Origin of the sequence: Chitinophaga rhizophila, from assembly GCF_019492185.1 — a bacterium.
GTDB classification, from domain to species: domain Bacteria; phylum Bacteroidota; class Bacteroidia; order Chitinophagales; family Chitinophagaceae; genus Chitinophaga; species Chitinophaga rhizophila.
The window spans coordinates 1,331,967-1,348,384 of the sequence record NZ_JAICCF010000001.1 but is presented as its reverse complement, the minus strand read 5'-3'; the positions used below and the strand labels follow the sequence as shown (position 1 = coordinate 1,348,384).

Annotated in this window: 16 protein-coding genes; 3 read left to right on the top strand and 13 right to left on the bottom strand. The window is 45.9% G+C overall.

Going from position 1 to position 16,418, the window contains the following annotated elements; genetic code table 11:
• Positions 1-14 precede the first annotated feature (14 nt).
• The 8 genes from K1Y79_RS05030 to K1Y79_RS04995 all read right to left on the bottom strand — a co-directional run bounded on the left by K1Y79_RS05030 (position 15) and on the right by K1Y79_RS04995 (position 9,164).
• Positions 15-629 (bottom strand): DUF4230 domain-containing protein, encoded by a 615-nt coding sequence (locus K1Y79_RS05030; protein ID WP_220248904.1) that lies wholly within the window; start codon positions 627-629, stop codon positions 15-17.
• Positions 630-872: 243 nt separating this feature from the next.
• Entirely contained in the window at positions 873-1,388 is a 516-nt protein-coding gene (locus tag K1Y79_RS05025) for a cupin domain-containing protein (protein ID WP_220248903.1), read from the bottom strand.
• A 93-nt stretch (positions 1,389-1,481) separates the two neighbouring features.
• Complete coding sequence (locus K1Y79_RS05020) at positions 1,482-2,306, bottom strand: DUF6597 domain-containing transcriptional factor (RefSeq protein WP_220248902.1); 825 nt, start codon at positions 2,304-2,306, stop codon at positions 1,482-1,484.
• Between the two features lie 198 nt (positions 2,307-2,504).
• Entirely contained in the window at positions 2,505-5,261 is a 2,757-nt protein-coding gene (locus K1Y79_RS05015) for a S9 family peptidase (protein WP_236059495.1), read from the bottom strand.
• 61 nt (positions 5,262-5,322) lie between these two features.
• On the bottom strand, positions 5,323-6,204 hold the full coding sequence (locus K1Y79_RS05010; RefSeq protein ID WP_220248901.1) for a DMT family transporter: 882 nt from the start codon (positions 6,202-6,204) through the stop codon (positions 5,323-5,325).
• An 8-nt stretch (positions 6,205-6,212) separates the two neighbouring features.
• Positions 6,213-6,959 (bottom strand): polyprenol monophosphomannose synthase, encoded by a 747-nt coding sequence (locus K1Y79_RS05005; protein WP_220248900.1) that lies wholly within the window; start codon positions 6,957-6,959, stop codon positions 6,213-6,215.
• 69 nt (positions 6,960-7,028) lie between these two features.
• Positions 7,029-7,802 carry a 3'-5' exonuclease gene (locus tag K1Y79_RS05000; RefSeq protein ID WP_220248899.1) on the bottom strand — a complete coding sequence of 258 codons (774 nt, stop codon included), beginning with the start codon at positions 7,800-7,802 and terminating at the stop codon, positions 7,029-7,031.
• Between the two features lie 9 nt (positions 7,803-7,811).
• The gene (locus K1Y79_RS04995; RefSeq protein ID WP_220248898.1) at positions 7,812-9,164 is read right to left on the bottom strand and encodes a UDP-N-acetylmuramate--L-alanine ligase; all 1,353 of its coding nucleotides are present in this window, start codon (positions 9,162-9,164) and stop codon (positions 7,812-7,814) included.
• Positions 9,165-9,498: 334 nt separating this feature from the next.
• Between K1Y79_RS04995 and ytxJ the strand changes: the two genes are divergently transcribed.
• From ytxJ to aroQ, 3 genes are all read left to right on the top strand, one after another.
• Entirely contained in the window at positions 9,499-9,828 is a 330-nt protein-coding gene (gene ytxJ / locus K1Y79_RS04990; RefSeq protein WP_220248897.1) for a bacillithiol system redox-active protein YtxJ, read from the top strand.
• A 93-nt stretch (positions 9,829-9,921) separates the two neighbouring features.
• Complete coding sequence (locus tag K1Y79_RS04985; RefSeq protein ID WP_220248896.1) at positions 9,922-10,488, top strand: UbiX family flavin prenyltransferase; 567 nt, start codon at positions 9,922-9,924, stop codon at positions 10,486-10,488.
• Positions 10,489-10,545: 57 nt separating this feature from the next.
• Positions 10,546-10,959, top strand: a complete 414-nt coding sequence (aroQ, locus tag K1Y79_RS04980; RefSeq protein ID WP_220248895.1) for a type II 3-dehydroquinate dehydratase — start codon at positions 10,546-10,548, stop codon at positions 10,957-10,959.
• A gap of 85 nt (positions 10,960-11,044) precedes the next feature.
• Here aroQ and bioB read toward each other — a convergent pair whose 3' ends face one another.
• The 5 genes from bioB to K1Y79_RS04955 all read right to left on the bottom strand — a co-directional run bounded on the left by bioB (position 11,045) and on the right by K1Y79_RS04955 (position 16,310).
• Complete coding sequence (bioB, locus tag K1Y79_RS04975; RefSeq protein ID WP_220248894.1) at positions 11,045-12,040, bottom strand: biotin synthase BioB; 996 nt, start codon at positions 12,038-12,040, stop codon at positions 11,045-11,047.
• Positions 12,041-12,150: 110 nt separating this feature from the next.
• The gene (locus K1Y79_RS04970) at positions 12,151-13,251 is read right to left on the bottom strand and encodes a M42 family metallopeptidase (RefSeq protein WP_220248893.1); all 1,101 of its coding nucleotides are present in this window, start codon (positions 13,249-13,251) and stop codon (positions 12,151-12,153) included.
• Between the two features lie 43 nt (positions 13,252-13,294).
• Complete coding sequence (locus tag K1Y79_RS04965) at positions 13,295-14,149, bottom strand: UbiA family prenyltransferase (RefSeq protein ID WP_220248892.1); 855 nt, start codon at positions 14,147-14,149, stop codon at positions 13,295-13,297.
• A gap of 152 nt (positions 14,150-14,301) precedes the next feature.
• Complete coding sequence (locus K1Y79_RS04960) at positions 14,302-15,840, bottom strand: acyl-CoA carboxylase subunit beta (protein WP_220248891.1); 1,539 nt, start codon at positions 15,838-15,840, stop codon at positions 14,302-14,304.
• A 20-nt stretch (positions 15,841-15,860) separates the two neighbouring features.
• On the bottom strand, positions 15,861-16,310 hold the full coding sequence (locus K1Y79_RS04955) for a hypothetical protein (protein ID WP_220248890.1): 450 nt from the start codon (positions 16,308-16,310) through the stop codon (positions 15,861-15,863).
• Between the last annotated feature and the right edge of the window lie 108 nt (positions 16,311-16,418).

Sequence of the window (16,418 nt, the reverse complement as noted above, 5' to 3'; positions counted from 1 at the left end):
CCGATTATTGGCTGCTAGTTCAGTTTGATAGGACTGCTACTACCAAAAACTACCTCTACTTCATGGTCATGAAGGAAGGGCTGGTAATACTGTCTTATAATCTTTGTTAATTTTTCTTTGGACTGATTGATATACAACTGGTTGTTCTCCAGTTGCTCGCGTGAGGTCTGGTACAGCTTTTTCTGCACATCGGTGTATGTCTCGTCATTCTGGAACAGCAGCCAGCCTTTCCGGTTGGAAGTTTCCATTTTATCTACTTTGAGTTCATAACTCAGTAGCTTCGGCTGGGGTATATTAACAGTGATCTTATTATCAGATACTGTTACCTTGAAATTCTTCTCATCGGCATTAATACCATATTTGGCCAGGTAAGGAATAGATACCCAGATAGTATTTTCCATGAACGCTTTTTTGAGGTTGGTGGTCCATTCCCCGTCATCAGTAACGTTACTGCGTTTGATGCTGGCATTGCCCTGTACTTCAAGGCTGGCTAATTCTGCAATCTCCCGTACAATCTGGCTATTGGAAAGGATGCTTTGATTCACACTTTTACTGCCGAACTGTTTACCCAGCCAGAATAGGAGGATAGCTATGGCAATGAAAAAAACGAAACGAAAAAATCTTTTCATAACGAAGGCGATAGTTGCTGCAGACGATCGGCCATGCCGGACGAAAGTCCTGTTTTGACAATGTTTTTAGTTAGTAATAATATCATATCCTGCAAACGACAGGCCACCGGATAGATGTGATCAGCCGGCATGTTGTGCTTTCTGAATATAAGTTATAACTCCTGCGGGAATCATCCCGGCGTCACGGCGAATATAGTCTTTATAGTGGATAGTCACAGAATGATATGTGTCAGTTGCATTATATCAACCGTGTACCAGTGAGGCAATCAGCTCCGCATGCTGAGGATATACAGCCCGCAGATTTTCTTTTGTGGCCAGCTCAAAATCAGCGAAATCGAACCCTGGCGCTACTGTGCATCCAACAAGTGCAAATCCTCCGGGTACTTCAACGCGGGAGGCAAACCAATGTCCTGCTTTTATTACAAGCTGCGGTTGTTCTCCGTCTTCGATATTAAGCCCGAGCTTATGTACCGTAAGTTCTCCTGATGGATTGATGTCATAAATAGCGAGGGAATGTCCATCGTAAAAGTGCCACATCTCATCAGCGGCAATACGATGGAAGGCAGAAAACTCGCCTTCTTCCAGGAGAAAGTAAATACCGGTAGAAGCGTTCCTGTCGCCATTCATAGCTGGTGGTAATACGGCTTTTTCAAACTGCCAGGAAGAACGATAGGTTTCTCTGAAGGCACCGCCTTCAACATGTGATTGTAATTGAAGGTGTTCGCGCCAGTAGGCGGCTTGATGTCTTGGGTTGTACATATCACAAAAGAAAGGAAAATTGCTCAAAATGAAAAAGCCGTCCCGTGAACGAGGCGGCTCTCTTATTTTTCATTTTATTAGTCAGCTTAGATGTTACGCCACAGCAACAGGACGTCCTACCGGCATCTGTGCGATAGCAGTTCCTTCTGTCAGTACCGGCACCTCGCCTTTGAAGAAGAGGTAATCCTGTATGAATAAAGCCTGGCTGTAATAATCGTTGTTGGTGATAAACGTCTGCCACTCTTCCACATTCATCTTCTGCATATGACGCATCGCTTCTCTGAAACGTAACATGCGTGCATACAATTGAGGCGTCAGACCGATCACCTCCATGAACTTGCGCTCCATGGTATGACGGGAAATCTGGAATTTCTTCGTCAGGCGGTCAATATTCGTATAGCCCTGTGTACTGATGATATAATCTGCAATCTCATCTACCTGTTTCAGGTTGTGCGTTTGTGTGCACATCATGTTGGTAAAGGATTTGTCCAGTACTGCATCAAGGGTAGTGATGTCGTTATGAGCGCCAATCCTATCGGACAGTTGCTGCCAGCACTCCCGGTCCTGCTTCAGCAGATCACGGAAATAATTGTTGAATGCAGACATGTCCAGTCCGGCCATTTTATAACAGCCATACGCATTCAACTGTACAACAGTCATCTTTACAGGTCCTTTCACCATGATCTGATGATGGCAGGTGAAATGCCCTACAACAGCTGCTTCCGGAAGTCTGAAAGATGCGTGCTGCGATGGCTGGAATATCACTTCTCCTTCCTGCAGGAATACCATGTACAGGTCTCCGAGAGAAAAAAGATTCTGCGGCAGATTGATAAGTCCGGGATTACTGCTTTGTAAATGATAATACTGCTTAACATAAGGAGCCAGCGAAGTTGCCGGTTGATAGATACGGAAATTCATAGGAATATGTATAAGGTTATCAGATATTCAGAACATCCACAATGTCGGCCTAGGTCTTCAATTTCGATACAAACTTAGCTGTTTGACAGTATATAAAAAAAAATAATTTGATGAGCCTGACTAACAGCAGGTTAGAAAAAAAGGAATGAGGAATCAGCATTGCTAATCCCTCATTCCTCTTTATAAAAGGGGTATAAGTTATTCTGTTTCCCAGCCCCAGTTCCTGCCTTTCTCTGTTGCAGGTACGCCAACCTCCATCCACTCAGGTGCAGGGGCGTTTTTCAGGAAGTGGTCAAAGAACTGCTGCTCACGGCGCTGGATATCTTTTCTGTTCTGACGATGAATCAGGTTGTGTGCTTCATTGTTATAATTGAGCATCCATACTGGTTTACCTAGTCTGCGCAAACCAGTAAACAGTTCAATACCCTGATACCAGGGAACTGCACCATCAGCGTCATTACTCATGATTGCCAGTGGCGTAGTCACTTTGGGCAGATGGAACAGCGGTGAGTTTTCTATATATAACTCAGGCTTTTCCCAGAGGGTAGCGCCTATACGACTTTGAGAACGCTCGTACTGGAACTGACGGTTCATACCGCTTTCCCAGCGGATGCCACCGTATGCGCTGGTCATATTAGCTACCGGTGCACCAGCCCATGCTGCTTTGAACAGGGAAGTACGGGTGATCAGGTGTGCTACCTGGTAACCACCCCAGCTCTGACCCTGGATACCCATGTGCAGACTGTCAGCCCATGGATTTGCCGCTAATGCTCTTGCGCCACTTACAATGTAGTCGTATGCACCCTGACCCGGATAACCATTCTCGTAACTGATATCAGGTGCCAGTACCAGGTAGCCACGACTTACAAAGAATGAGATGTTCAATCTTGACGGCGTAGGCGCGGGTGGCATATAATTGTATAATCCTTCTGACAGCTTCTCATAGAAGTACAATAACACCGGATATTTCTTGGTGCTGTCAAAGTCTTCTGGTTTATAGAGAATGCCTTCTGCCGGTTTACCATTGTAGGCAGTCCATTTAAACAGTTCTGCTGTGCCCCAGTTATATTCCTTCTGCTGTGGATTGATATGACTGATCTGCTCCGCCTTATCCAGGGAAGTGGCTGTATACAGGTCAGGAGAGGAGACATAGTTTGCCCGGGTGAAAATGTAGTTATCTGCATTCTCTGCCTTCACAGGGTCGCTGTAGCTGTAGGGGCCCATTACGACGAGTGAAGGTTTAACAGGTGATTTTTTGAACGTACTGTTGGTAGTATAGAAGCCGTTTTCTTTGGTGGTTTCGTTGAACGTTTCCAGTAACATCTGCTCACCTGCATTGATGAAACGTGCTTCCTTATCCAGTTTCACATAACGGAAGCGCAGTTTCTGTTCACGGCCATAACCTGCAGTCAGTAACTGCGGTGCTGATTTACCGGAAGGATCTACCTGCCAGATGTCATAACGGTCATAGATATATACAGCTTTATCATCTTCCAGCCATGCAGCTATACCATATGGCGCTGGCATATCAGGATGGTCATCATCTTCTTCCGATAATGATACAGGTATTTTCTCGGTGATATTGCGTGTAGTACCGGTAGCAGTTTCATAGGCATACCATTGTTTCTGTTGCAGATTATACCAGGTGATGTAACGGCCTGCCGGTGAGATGCGGCTGACGCTATCAAGGTTTTGCTGCAGCAGTTTACGGTTACCATCCTGCAGATTGACCAGGTAGGAAGTCTTGAGCGAATGTCCGGTCCATTGCATGGATACACGCTGGCCTTTATCTGTATAACCCAGGGCATATGGGCTATTACCTTTGTCGGCAGTGGCCAGGTTTTCCATGTCTTTATCTGCCAGCTGTATTACCTTTTTACTGCCAGGATAGTATACAGCCTGGTAGCTTCTTTTTAATTCTTTATCAAGATTTTTCAGCTGCATTGGTTGCAGGTAATCATCCTTATAGTTCCAGATATCTACTTTTGCTACCTCGAAATCAACAATATTGGTATCCTTTGGAGGTGCTACCGGCGCGGTGCCAAAGAAAAGGCGCTGGCCATTTTCGCTGAACCATACCTTACCATCCGGACTAACAGACCAGTTGGCCGGGAAGGCAGCGTTACCTTTATCAGCAGTGATGATACCACTGTCCTGACCTTGGCGGTAATAATAGAGTGCATAGAAGTGCTGGAGTGCCTTTACGCTGTCACGTGAACTGCACCAGGCCAGTTGTTTACCTGCATCATCAAAAGCAAACTGTTTACGTAAAGCAGTGCCGCGGCTGATGGTATCAGCTTTATGAGCGGCAACATCCCATAGCAGGACAGCTGCGCGCGAAAGTGAATCTTTTTTATCAGCAACAGTTTCAGCTACCAGGCGGTTACCTGTTTTGCTGAACTGATAGTCCTGCACATTACGGATAGTATCAGCCGATTGCTTGTCCAGGTATTGAATCACCAGGTGACCACTGGTTGTGTCTGCCTGCGGCTTCTCTTTCAGATATGCCATTACGCCGGTTCCTTTTTCAGGTGTTTTGAAGGACCTTACGGAAGGAACTTTAAAGAAATTTCCGGTTGCCAGAGTGACGATACCCAGAGAGTCTTTGGGCATCTCGGAAGTTTTTTTCTTTTTGATCTTTGCCTGCCTGGTTACTGCGTAAGGCGTTTTGATGGCAAATATCACATAGCGGCTGTCTTCTGTGATCACCGGATTAGCGCCACGTGGTGCTTCCAGGTGTTGTTTGGTTTTGTTATTGTAAATAAAGAGAGTAGCGTCACCTTCCTGTGGAGTGACGGTATAGACGATCCATTGTCCGTTATTACTGATTGATTTACTGCCAATGCTTTGCCATCCATCGTACACTGAATGATCCAGTGGTTTCTTCGCTGGCTGCTGGGCATAGGTCAGCAGGGAAAGGCCTGATAAAGCGGCCACGCACATGAGTTTCTTCATGTGGCCCAAAATAAAAAAAACGCAAATTTTTGAAGTAAGATTTGCGATGGACGGTCAAAAATCAGGCATGAGCATGTTTGATGGTCCTGGCAACCCTGGTCATTTGTAGTACTACCGACAGGATGATACAGGCCAGACCGATGTAGAATGCGTACGTCAGCTGCTTATTTTCATGGAACAGGATGAAGGCGATAATGATACTATACACCGGTTCCAGGTTGAAAGATAGATTAACAGTGAAGGGAGAGATCTTTGTCAGCGCGTTCATCAGTAACATGTACATGCACACAGTACATGCCCAGGCCAGTATCAGCAGGTAACTAACGTCGCTGAGGGACGGCAGGGCCAGTGGCTGCGGAAAGAAGTACAGATAGCCTGGGAGTAGTACAGTCAGGCCAACAAAGCCTGCTCCCAGTTCGTAGAACGTAATAGTTGGCGTATCATATTTGGCAATCAGCCGCTTGTTGTAGATAGTGAACAGCGCGGCAAACATGGCAGATATGATGCCCAGGATAATAGCCGTGCGGTATTGTGTATCAAAGTGGAAGATCAGGAAAATACCAAACAGGGTGATCGCACTCAGCAGCAGTTCTGTTTTATCCAGCCGTCCTCTGTTGATAAGTGGATCAAAGAGGGCGGTGAACAGGCTGGTCAGCGCAAAGCATACTACCGCTATAGACACGTTGGAATACTTGATACTGGCGTAGAAGAAGAGCCAGTGCAGTACCACGATCATACCGGTAAGTCCGATGGGAACGATTTGTTTAAACGTAAGTCTGGTAAGCATACCCTTCCACCGGAAGAGTATATACAGTGTGATGATGGTAAAAAGCAACCTGTACCATACAAGCATGCCTTCGTTAAGAGTAATCAGTTTACCTAATATACCGGTAAAACCTGCCAGGAATACTGACAGGTGTAATTGTATCAATGCTTTTTTCATTAGCCCGCTTATTCACTGTTTCTTACGCGTCTTTCATACTTGCGGAACAGGCTTTCCCATTGAATTTTGAGTACGCCCAGAATGCCTTCTTTCACAATACCCTTACTCATTTTGGAATATCCTTCTTTACGGTCCTTGAAGGTGATAGGTACTTCTTTAAGTTTGAAGCCCAGTTTCCAGGCCGTGAATTTCATTTCTATCTGGAAGGCATAACCCACAAAGCGGATGGCGTCGAGGTTAATGGCTTCCAATACCTGGCGTTTGTAGCAGACAAAGCCTGCAGTTGCATCTTTTACCCGCATCCAGGTTACAAACCGTACGTATACAGATGCACCATAGGAGAGCACTGCTCTGTCCCATGGCCAGTTTTCTGTTCTACCGCCTGTTACATAGCGGGAACCTACTGACACGTCAGCACCCTGCGTGGCGCAGGCATCATATAACCTGGTCAGGTCGGCAGGACTATGGGAGAAGTCAGCATCCATTTCAAAAATGTACTGATATCCTTTGTCGAGTGCCCATTTAAAGCCGTGGATATAGGCAGTGCCTAAACCCTGCTTACCGGATCTCTCTGCCAGGAATAACTCGCCGGAGTGGGACTGCTGCAAATTCCTTACAATATTACCTGTACCGTCGGGCGAACCATCGTCCACGATCAGTATATGAAAGTTTTGTCGCAGGGCAAAAACCGCGTCAATGATATTACGGATGTTATCCTTCTCATTGTACGTGGGAATTATCACGAGCTTTTCCAATCTAGCAAATGTTGTTTTAGGAATGCGAAATTAGTGCAAACGCCAGATAAAGTATGGTTTTTATAAATATTAAATCTTTTTTAACATCATACTGTGATAGATTTCTGTCAGTTTCTGCTTGGTATTCAGCGGAAAGTCTGCTTTCATCATCCAGTCATAATATTGCGGCTCAATCTTGAGCACTTCTCTTACCGCGCGGCCTTTATATTTGCCGAAGTTGAACATTTCAACACCATTCTGCATCACCATTCTACGAGCGAAGTCAACATACTCGTCTTCTTTGGTAAAGTCAGCCAGCGGAGCTACTTCTGCCTGCAGCTGTTCGTAACGGTTCAGCTGTGCTTCCAGTATCTCGTAGGTAGCCAGTGCATCTGCTTCAGCGCTGTGTGCATTCTCGAGGTCTTTATCGCAATAGAATTTGTAGGCAGCACTGAGCGTACGTTTCTCCATCAGGTGGAAGATCTTTTGTACGTCGATGAATTTACGGTCTTTTACGTCAAAATCTAGTCCTGTGCGCAGAAACTCTTCTACCAGCAGGGGAATATCGAAACGGTTTGAATTATAACCGGCCAGATCACAGTTATCCATGTACTGGCGGAGTTCATTTGCACATTGTTTAAATGTCGGACAGTCCTTTACATCCTCGTCAGTAATGCCATGAATGGCAGTGGAGGCTGCAGGGATAGGCATGCCGGGGTGTATCCTTTTCACCTTCGACTGTACAGTCTTATCAGGGAACACCTTAATGATAGCAATTTCAATAATACGGTCCGTGGCCACGTTGGTACCGGTCGTCTCCAGATCAATTACGGCCAGCGGCCTTTTAAGTTGCAAAGAGGGCATGACTAATTTTTATAGATACTTTTTCAGCGAATTTACGTCCAATCCTTCATAATCACCCGAACTCATCATCAGGAGGTTAGCATTCCGGTATTCCTGTTTGTCCAGGAATGCGGTAAGATGCTCTCTGCTGGTAAAGATTTCCAGGTCTACACGGCCAAAACCCTGTGCTACTACTTCGGGCATCAGTTCGGGCATACGTTTTATTTCCAGCGCATGTTTGCTGTAGAACACTACCGGCACATCTGCCTTGTCCATACAGCCGAGGTACTGTACCATAAACTCGGCGTTCAGGCTACTGTAAGTATGTAGTTCCAGTACCCCAATCAGCTTACGTTCCGGATACTGGTCGCGCAGCGCATTGATGGTTGCTTTTACTTTGGAAGGAGCATGGGCAAAGTCGCGATAGATAGCACAATGCTCGTTTTTGCCAACCAGTTCCAGTCTTTTGGCAGCACCTTTAAAGGTGGCGATTGCTTTCAGGAATATTTCATCGCTGAGGCCCAGTTCATTACAAACAAGGCGGGCGGCATGCATGTTCAGCAGGTTGTGGTCTCCGAATACCTCGAGGGCGGTCTCCTGACTGCCGAAGGTAACGGTGGTCACCCCATTGCTGATCTGATGCTGCGGAATATCATAAGGTACCAGTTTGAGGTGAAGGCCTTCTGCTTTCACCAGCTTAACCAGTTCCGGGTCTGTATTGTTGTAAATGAGCACGCTGCCGGCTTTCATCGTACGGAGGAAAATGGCGAACTGCTCGAGGTAGTTCTCGAAGGTAGGGAACACATTGATATGATCCCAGGCAATGCCCGTCAGCACAGCTATGTGCGGATGCAGGAAGTGGAATTTAGGACGCTTCTCTATTACAGAAGCGGGGTATTCGTCTCCTTCACATACAATAACTGGTGCATCGGTAATATTGACTGACTGAGCAAATCCCGCCAGTCTTGCACCTACCAGGTAGTCAAATGCCTGACCTGATTGCTGCAATACGTGCATGATCATTGCCGTAGTAGTTGTTTTACCATGGCTGCCGCCTATTACAACACGCTTTTTATCCTGGCTTTCCTGATAAATGTATTCAGGGAATGAATAGATCTTCAGCCCCAGTTCTTTTGCTTTCAGCAATTCAGGGTTATCTCCACGGGCATGCATACCCAGGATAACAGCGTCCAGATCAGCGGTGATACGACTTTCATCCCAGCCCATTGTCGCTGGCAGAATACCAGCCTGAGCGAGGTTGCCTTTAGCAGGCTCATATATCTCATCATCACTACCGGTAACCTGGTAGCCCTTGATTTTCAAGGCGATAGCCAACTGGTGCATCACACTGCCACCCACAGCAATAAAATGTACTTTTGCCATATAATTTAAACCAGATACCTGCGTTTTATCGTTATATTTATGTGTCTAAGGGAAAAAGGAATGATATTATATCTAAATTCTTTAATATAAATTTTATATTTGCAAAGTAACGTCAAAAATTGGCGATTAAAAAAGTGATATCACCATTCCCTATGAAATTTCATTATTCAACTAAACATCCCTTTATGCAAGTATCTTATCTGAAAGTTTTGGGCGGCGCCTGTCTTTTCTTTATCTTAGCGGCTTTCTTAACTTCTTGTGCATCACAGAACAAGTTAGGTTGTCCGATGAAAATCAGTAAAGTGACGCACGGGGCAAACGTGAAAGATTGTTAATGAACTGGATACCACTTACTACAGAAACTCAGTTAACAGAGATAAAAGAAACTTCAGTAACCAGACCGGTAGTTATCTTTAAACACAGTACGCGTTGCTCCATCAGCGCTGTTGCGAAATCGAGACTCGAAAGAGCTGCCGCTCCGGATACGATCTCCTTTTATTATCTTGATCTTATCAAATTCCGAGACATTTCAAACAGGATCGCTGCGGACTATAACATTCCGCATGAATCACCTCAGGTGTTGCTGATCCGGAACGGGGAATGTGTTTACGATGAAAGTCACAGCGGTATCACTATGGATGACCTCGTGACTAAGTCTAACTAAGCAGGCATTTTCACTATTTATCCAAAGAATTTAGTACCGGCCGATGGCCGGTATTTTTTTTGACCTAGCTTTGTACTCTATTAAGCTGAGAGTATGAAACATCGTATAGTTGTAGCGGTTACGGGAGCCAGCGGATCTATCTACGCCAGGCAGTTGCTGAATAAACTGCAGGCGGCATCCGCACAGACAGACCAGATTGCACTGGTGATGACCAATAACGCCCGTACCGTTTGGGAAACAGAGCTGGGCACTGACGATTATAAGCAGTTACCTTTCAAAACATATTCACAGCAGGACTTTCATGCACCCTTTGCCTCCGGCTCAGGCAGATTTGATACTATGATTATCTGCCCTTGTTCCATGGGCACATTGGGCCGAATTGCGACAGGTATCTCCAATGACCTGATCACCCGTGCTGCAGATGTTGTACTGAAGGAAAGGAGAAAACTGATCTGCGTTGTAAGAGAAACCCCCTATAACCTGCTGCATATCAGAAATATGCTTGCAGTAACGGAAGCCGGCGGTATTATATGTCCGGCCACCCCCTCATTCTATAGCGTGCCTAAAACACTGGAAGAAGTGGCAGCAACTGTGGTAGACCGCGTACTGGACCTGGCTGGTATAGAACAGGATACCTTCCGTTGGGGAAGCAATCATTGACCCTTCACCTGCTACCGGCAGTATAGTACTCATTGTTTACAAGAATTGTCAATTTATATGAAGATCGCCATCATCAACGGACCTAATCTGAACCTCCTGGGTAAACGCGAGCCCGGTATATATGGTAATGAGTCCTTTGAATCTTACTTTGATAAGCTCAAAGCCCAGTATCCCGATATAGCGCTGACCTATTTCCAGAGCAATGTAGAAGGGGAAATGATCAATCACCTCCATGAAATAGGCTTCTCTTATGATGGCATACTACTTAATGCCGGTGGTTATACACATACCTCTGTAGCCCTGCGGGATGCCATTGCAGCTATCAAGACGCCTGTACTGGAAATACATATCAGTAATATTCATGCAAGGGAAGAATTTCGCCATAAAAGCATGATTGCACCGGTGTGTGTGGGTAGTATCTGCGGACTCGGAATGAAAGGTTATGCGCTGGGTATAGCTTACTTTCTTTGATTTACCACCTGTCTACGGCAGGTGTATCCATAAAACGAGGGTGTATCAAATTTTGATACACCCTCGTTACTATAATAAGTATTAACTAGCTGAATATTTCAGTCTCAATCGGCTGATCTTTGAAAGCCTCTCTTGGCTTAAGACCCAGCAGCTGGAACATCATGTGGTCTTCTTCAAAAGATGGATTATCTGTAGTTAACAGCTTCTCACCTGTGAAGATGGAGTTAGCGCCTGCCATGAAGCAGAGTGCCTGCTCGGAAATGCTCATTTCTGCGCGACCGGCACTCAGACGTACCATTGCTTTAGGTATTACAATACGGGTAGTAGCGATCATACGCACCATATCCCAGAAAGCAACTTTGGGCATGTTTTCCAGCGGAGTACCTTTTACGCGGGTCAGTGCATTGATAGGTACTGAGTCTGGATGCTTCTCCATATTGCTCAGGGTATGTAGCATCTTGATACGGTCTTCGTGAGACTCACCCAGCCCAATGATACCACCGCAACAAACGCTTACGCCTGCTTTGCGGACGTTGTCCAGTGTGCGCAGACGGTCATCATAGGTACGGGTAGTAATGATAGACTCGTAATACTCATTAGAAGTGTCCAGGTTATGGTTATAGGCATATAAACCTGCATCTGCAAGTTTCTGTGCCTGTTCTTCTGTGAGCATACCGAGTGTAGTACAAACTTCCATACCCAGGTCGTTTACACCCTTTACCATATCAAGTACGCGGTCAAAGTCACGGTTATCCCTAACTTCTCTCCAGGCAGCGCCCATACAGAAACGGGTAGAACCTGCTTCTTTCGCTTTCTGCGCGTAAGCAAGTACTTCCTCTTTTTTCATGAGGCCATGCACTTTGATATCGGTATTATAACGGGCTGCCTGCGGGCAGTAAGAGCAGTCTTCTGAACAACCGCCGGTCTTGATAGAAAGCAGTGTACAAACCTGTACTTCTGCGGTATCCTGCGTTTGTCTGTGAATAGATGCAGCACGGAATACCAGTTCCAGCAAGGGGGTATTGTAGATCTCTTTTATTTCTTCAATAGACCAGTTGTGACGGATCTGCACATCTTGCATAATAATCTAATTTGAAAACAAACCTACAAATTAATATTCAATTAAAATCTCACCCGCTGGGAATGATACATTAGTATGATTTTTCCACAGTGGCGTCTGATGAAATTGATTTACAGGTATTTGAAATTCGTCTTTGGCGTAATATTGAGCAATGTCTGGTAGATCAGATGTATGGTGTTCTCAACATCATCTCTTTTGATCATTTCTACAGTAGTATGCATATAACGCAGCGGAATGCTGATCAGGGCAGATGGGGTACCATCATTAGAATAGGCGAAAGCATCTGTGTCAGTACCGGTGCTGCGGCTTACTGCATGCAGCTGGTGAGGAATCTCGTTCTTTTTAGCTGTCTTGATGATCAGATCACGCAGGATGTTGTGTACTGCCGGACCATAAGTGATGCTTGGACCATTACCACAGCGGATCTCTCCTTCGATGTTCTTGTTGATCATCGGGGTAGTGGTGTCGTGGGTCACATCAGTGATAATAGCCACGTCGGGCTTGATGCGCTTAGCGATCATTTCTGCTCCGCGCAGGCCTACTTCTTCCTGTACGGCATTCACGATGTAGAGTCCGAATGGTAATGATTGTTTCTTTTCTTTCAGCATGCGTGCTACTTCCGCAATCATAAAACCACCAATGCGGTTATCAAGTGCGCGGCAGATGAAGTAGTCGTAATTCAGCTCTTCAAAGCCATCCTCGAAGGTGACTACGCAACCTACATGGATGCCCAGATCTTCTACTTCTTTACGGTTACGGGCACCGCAATCCAGGAAGATGTTTTCCACTTTCGGCTGTGGGTCTTTTCCTTCGGTGCTACGTAAGCGGGTGTGTATAGCAGGCCAGCCAAATACGGCTTTTACAATGCCTTTTTCTGTATGGATGTTCACTCGCTTGGAGGGAGCGATCTGCTGATCGGAACCACCATTACGGATCACATATATCAAACCTTCCGGAGAGATGTAATTGACAAACCAGGATATTTCATCAGCATGTGCTTCAATCACCACTTTAAACGGTGCTTTCGGATTAATGATACCGACTGCCGATCCGTAAGCATCCACATAATGCTCATCAATATATGGCTTCAGATATTCCAGCCACATTCTTTGTCCTTCTTTCTCAAACCCGGTGGGAGATGGGTTGTTCAGGTAATTCCGCAGAAAAGTAAGCGCTTCTTTACTGAGTATGGATTTTTGCTTTTTAGACATTGCTGTACTTGTTAATGTGCTGCAAAAGTAAGTGTTTGACAGCTTACAGCAATCCTGATCGGACCAGAATAAAATGCAGCAGGGAAGACAGCATCACCATCCCGTCTACCACAAAGTAATAGAAGTGATCAGAGCGGTTTTGCATAATGTATCGTGTAAGCCCGGTTGTTATTACTACCGGAGCCAGCAAAATGCCTGTAAGCAGCCAGTTATCCACCGGGTATAATGCTAGTGCAAATACTGCTGCCAGTACCAGCGACGTAGCATACAGCTTCCGGAGGTTCCGCGGACTCAGCCACGTAATCAGTGACCGGATGCCTTCCCTTCTGTCAGACTCCAGGTCACGATAGTCAAATAATATGCAAAGTGCATATACCAGGAAAAACCGGTGTAGGGCAAACAGCAGCATATCATGAGAATAGGGCTGTCTTTCTATAAACAAAGGAAGTACAGTTGTTACATAGATCCAGACGGTTGTAAGGAAAATGGTCTTGCCTACTGCTATCTTCCGCAGCCATACAAATGCACGTTGCGGCAGCTTGGGGGCCGAATACAGGAACGTTAGTACAGCTGCTCCACCCAGCGGCAGCCAATGCTCTTTCAACAGCCAGAATCCATACAGTGCCCCTGCTCCGCTGATGGCACACAATGCCAGCTGCAGCCCTTTATGTCTTGCTCCCCATTGGATACGTTCGGACGTGGAGTAGTCTGCCGGCGTCAGATACCAATGGAAATTATAGCTGCACATGGTTGCACAGAATACGAAGAAATAATATACGTGGTTCACTTCCTGCACATGCAGCAGTGTATTGGTCTGCCATATCATAACGATGGCAATACATGCTACGTAAAGAGATGAGAAAAGCAGGAAATTAAACAGACCACGTACGGCAGACATCAGCAGATAACAATTAGTAATTAAAAATTATGAATCAGATTGCGAAGATCGGTGTTGGAGAGAGAATATCAACACCTAAAAAAAATCAGGAATCAAACTGCATTATACAGCTTGATTCCTGATTTCTGATGCCGGAGGCTTTATGCTGATCTTTACAGGGGTATATTGCCGTGTTTCTTCCGCGGCATACTTACCACTTTATTTTCCAGCATTGCATATCCTTTAATGAGTTTGATTCTAGTCTGGTCAGGCACAATTACCTCGTCTATATACCCTTTCTCTGCTGCCAGGTATGGATTGGCAAAACGCTCTGTATATTCTGCTACCAGTTCATTCATGCGGGCTTCCCGATCGGGAGCTGCATCAATCTCTCTTTTGTAGATGATCTCTACCGCACCTTTTGGCCCCATTACGGCAATTTCTGCCTGTGGGAAGGCAAAGTTCAGATCTGCTCCGATATGTTTGGAGTTCATGACACAGTAAGCGCCGCCATACGCCTTACGGGTAGTGACGGTGATCTTGGGAACAGTCGCTTCACTTAGGGCAAACAGCAATTTAGCACCGTTGGTAATAATACCATTCCACTCCTGATCAGTACCGGGGAGGAAGCCGGGTACATCAACCAGTACCAGCAGGGGTATATTAAAAGCGTCGCAGAAGCGGGTGAAACGGGCCCCTTTGACAGAGGCATGGATATCCAGTACGCCGGCAAGGTGGGCAGGCTGGTTAGCCACAATACCAATACTTCTGCCAGCGATGCGGGCAAAGCCTACTATAATGTTTTCTGCAAAGTCTTTATGTACCTCCAGGAAGCTGTCAGTATCAGTCAGTTCGCTGATCACGTCTTTCATGTCATACGGGTGACTGGAGCTTGGGGGGATGATGGTATTCAGCGCAGGCCGGATCTCGTCAGTACCTTCGTATGGGTAGATAGGGGCGTCCTCCTCACAGTTCTGCGGCATATAGCTAAGCAGCTGCCGGATATTGCGGATACATTCCACCTCGTTGCCGCAGGAGAAATGTGTAACACCGCTTTTGGTAGCATGGGTATGCGCCCCACCCAGCTCTTCTGAAGTTACTTCTTCATGTGTAACTGTCTTTACTACGTTCGGACCGGTCACAAACATATAAGAGGTTTCTTCTACCATCAGGATAAAGTCTGTGATAGCAGGGGAATACACTGCTCCGCCTGCACAAGGCCCCATAATGGCTGATATCTGCGGAATAACGCCTGAGGCGCGGGTATTACGGTAAAAGATGTCGGCATATCCGCCCAGGCTGACAACGCCTTCCTGGATACGTGCACCACCGCTGTCATTGAGGCCGATAACCGGTGCGCCGTTCTGCATAGCAAGGTCCATGATCTTACAGATCTTGCGGGCATGCGGTTCTGATAAACTACCGCCATAGACGGTAAAGTCCTGTGAAAAGACATATACCAGTCTGCCGTTAACAGTGCCGTAACCTGTAACAACGCCATCACCAGGAAACTGTTCCTGGTCGGTAGTCATACCACGGTTACGGTTATGTACGAACATGTCCAGTTCCTCGAAGGAACCTTCGTCAAGTAGTAGTTGTAACCGTTCCCTTGCGGTCAGTTTACCTTTCTTATGCTGAGAAGAGATGCGGGCTTCGCCGCCACCAATGATGGCTGTAGCGATCTTTTGCTGGAGTTCGTGGAATTTGTCCATAAAACAAATATAAACGATTCCTACTCATAAAGTATTTCCACTTTAGGAGTTACTATAGTATCACTTATATTTCCAGCATTGTCAGTGATGAACACCAGGAAGTGTACACTGTCTTTTGGTATCGGGAAGTCGCCCTGCTGCGGGAAGTCTGTAGCTGTAAGATGCAGGATCACTTCTGCATTCAGGTTGGTACCCTTATGAGCTTCCAGCTTTGGCATAGGCCGGGATTCGTATGGGGTATCCACTAAAGCAGGCTGGCTATCGTAGATAGTTGCAAAATTAAAAGAGGTTTCAATGTCTCCGTCCCCGTCCTTCACCTGGAAGTTAACATCGGTTCCGAATGATGCATCAATAGGGGATGAGGAATAGGAAAGGAACGTGATAATTGGCTTGGTTCCTATCGTATCCTTCCCGCAACTGCCCAATATAGTCGCCAGTGCAAACAGGGATAAAACGAGTGTTTTCTTCATATAACAAACGTACATTATTTTTTTTAGTCTAGCTAATAGCCGCCGGCAAGCAGGGGCTACTGTGTTATAACGTAAAATGTCGTTTGATTGTTACGTATGCCCTAAATT

Excerpts from the sequence above, each read along its gene's own strand:
- K1Y79_RS05030 (WP_220248904.1), bottom strand. The coding sequence starts at position 629 with ATGAAAAGATTTTTTCGTTTCGTTTTTTTCATTGCCATAGCTATCCTC.
- K1Y79_RS05025 (WP_220248903.1), bottom strand. The coding sequence starts at position 1,388 with ATGTACAACCCAAGACATCAAGCCGCCTACTGGCGCGAACACCTTCAA.
- K1Y79_RS05020 (WP_220248902.1), bottom strand. The coding sequence starts at position 2,306 with ATGAATTTCCGTATCTATCAACCGGCAACTTCGCTGGCTCCTTATGTT.
- K1Y79_RS05015 (WP_236059495.1), bottom strand. The coding sequence starts at position 5,261 with ATGAAGAAACTCATGTGCGTGGCCGCTTTATCAGGCCTTTCCCTGCTG.
- K1Y79_RS05010 (WP_220248901.1), bottom strand. The coding sequence starts at position 6,204 with ATGAAAAAAGCATTGATACAATTACACCTGTCAGTATTCCTGGCAGGT.
- K1Y79_RS05000 (WP_220248899.1), bottom strand. The coding sequence starts at position 7,802 with ATGCCCTCTTTGCAACTTAAAAGGCCGCTGGCCGTAATTGATCTGGAG.
- K1Y79_RS04995 (WP_220248898.1), bottom strand. The coding sequence starts at position 9,164 with ATGGCAAAAGTACATTTTATTGCTGTGGGTGGCAGTGTGATGCACCAG.
- ytxJ (WP_220248897.1), top strand. The coding sequence starts at position 9,499 with ATGAACTGGATACCACTTACTACAGAAACTCAGTTAACAGAGATAAAA.
- K1Y79_RS04985 (WP_220248896.1), top strand. The coding sequence starts at position 9,922 with ATGAAACATCGTATAGTTGTAGCGGTTACGGGAGCCAGCGGATCTATC.
- aroQ (WP_220248895.1), top strand. The coding sequence starts at position 10,546 with ATGAAGATCGCCATCATCAACGGACCTAATCTGAACCTCCTGGGTAAA.
- bioB (WP_220248894.1), bottom strand. The coding sequence starts at position 12,040 with ATGCAAGATGTGCAGATCCGTCACAACTGGTCTATTGAAGAAATAAAA.
- K1Y79_RS04970 (WP_220248893.1), bottom strand. The coding sequence starts at position 13,251 with ATGTCTAAAAAGCAAAAATCCATACTCAGTAAAGAAGCGCTTACTTTT.
- K1Y79_RS04965 (WP_220248892.1), bottom strand. The coding sequence starts at position 14,149 with ATGTCTGCCGTACGTGGTCTGTTTAATTTCCTGCTTTTCTCATCTCTT.
- K1Y79_RS04960 (WP_220248891.1), bottom strand. The coding sequence starts at position 15,840 with ATGGACAAATTCCACGAACTCCAGCAAAAGATCGCTACAGCCATCATT.
- K1Y79_RS04955 (WP_220248890.1), bottom strand. The coding sequence starts at position 16,310 with ATGAAGAAAACACTCGTTTTATCCCTGTTTGCACTGGCGACTATATTG.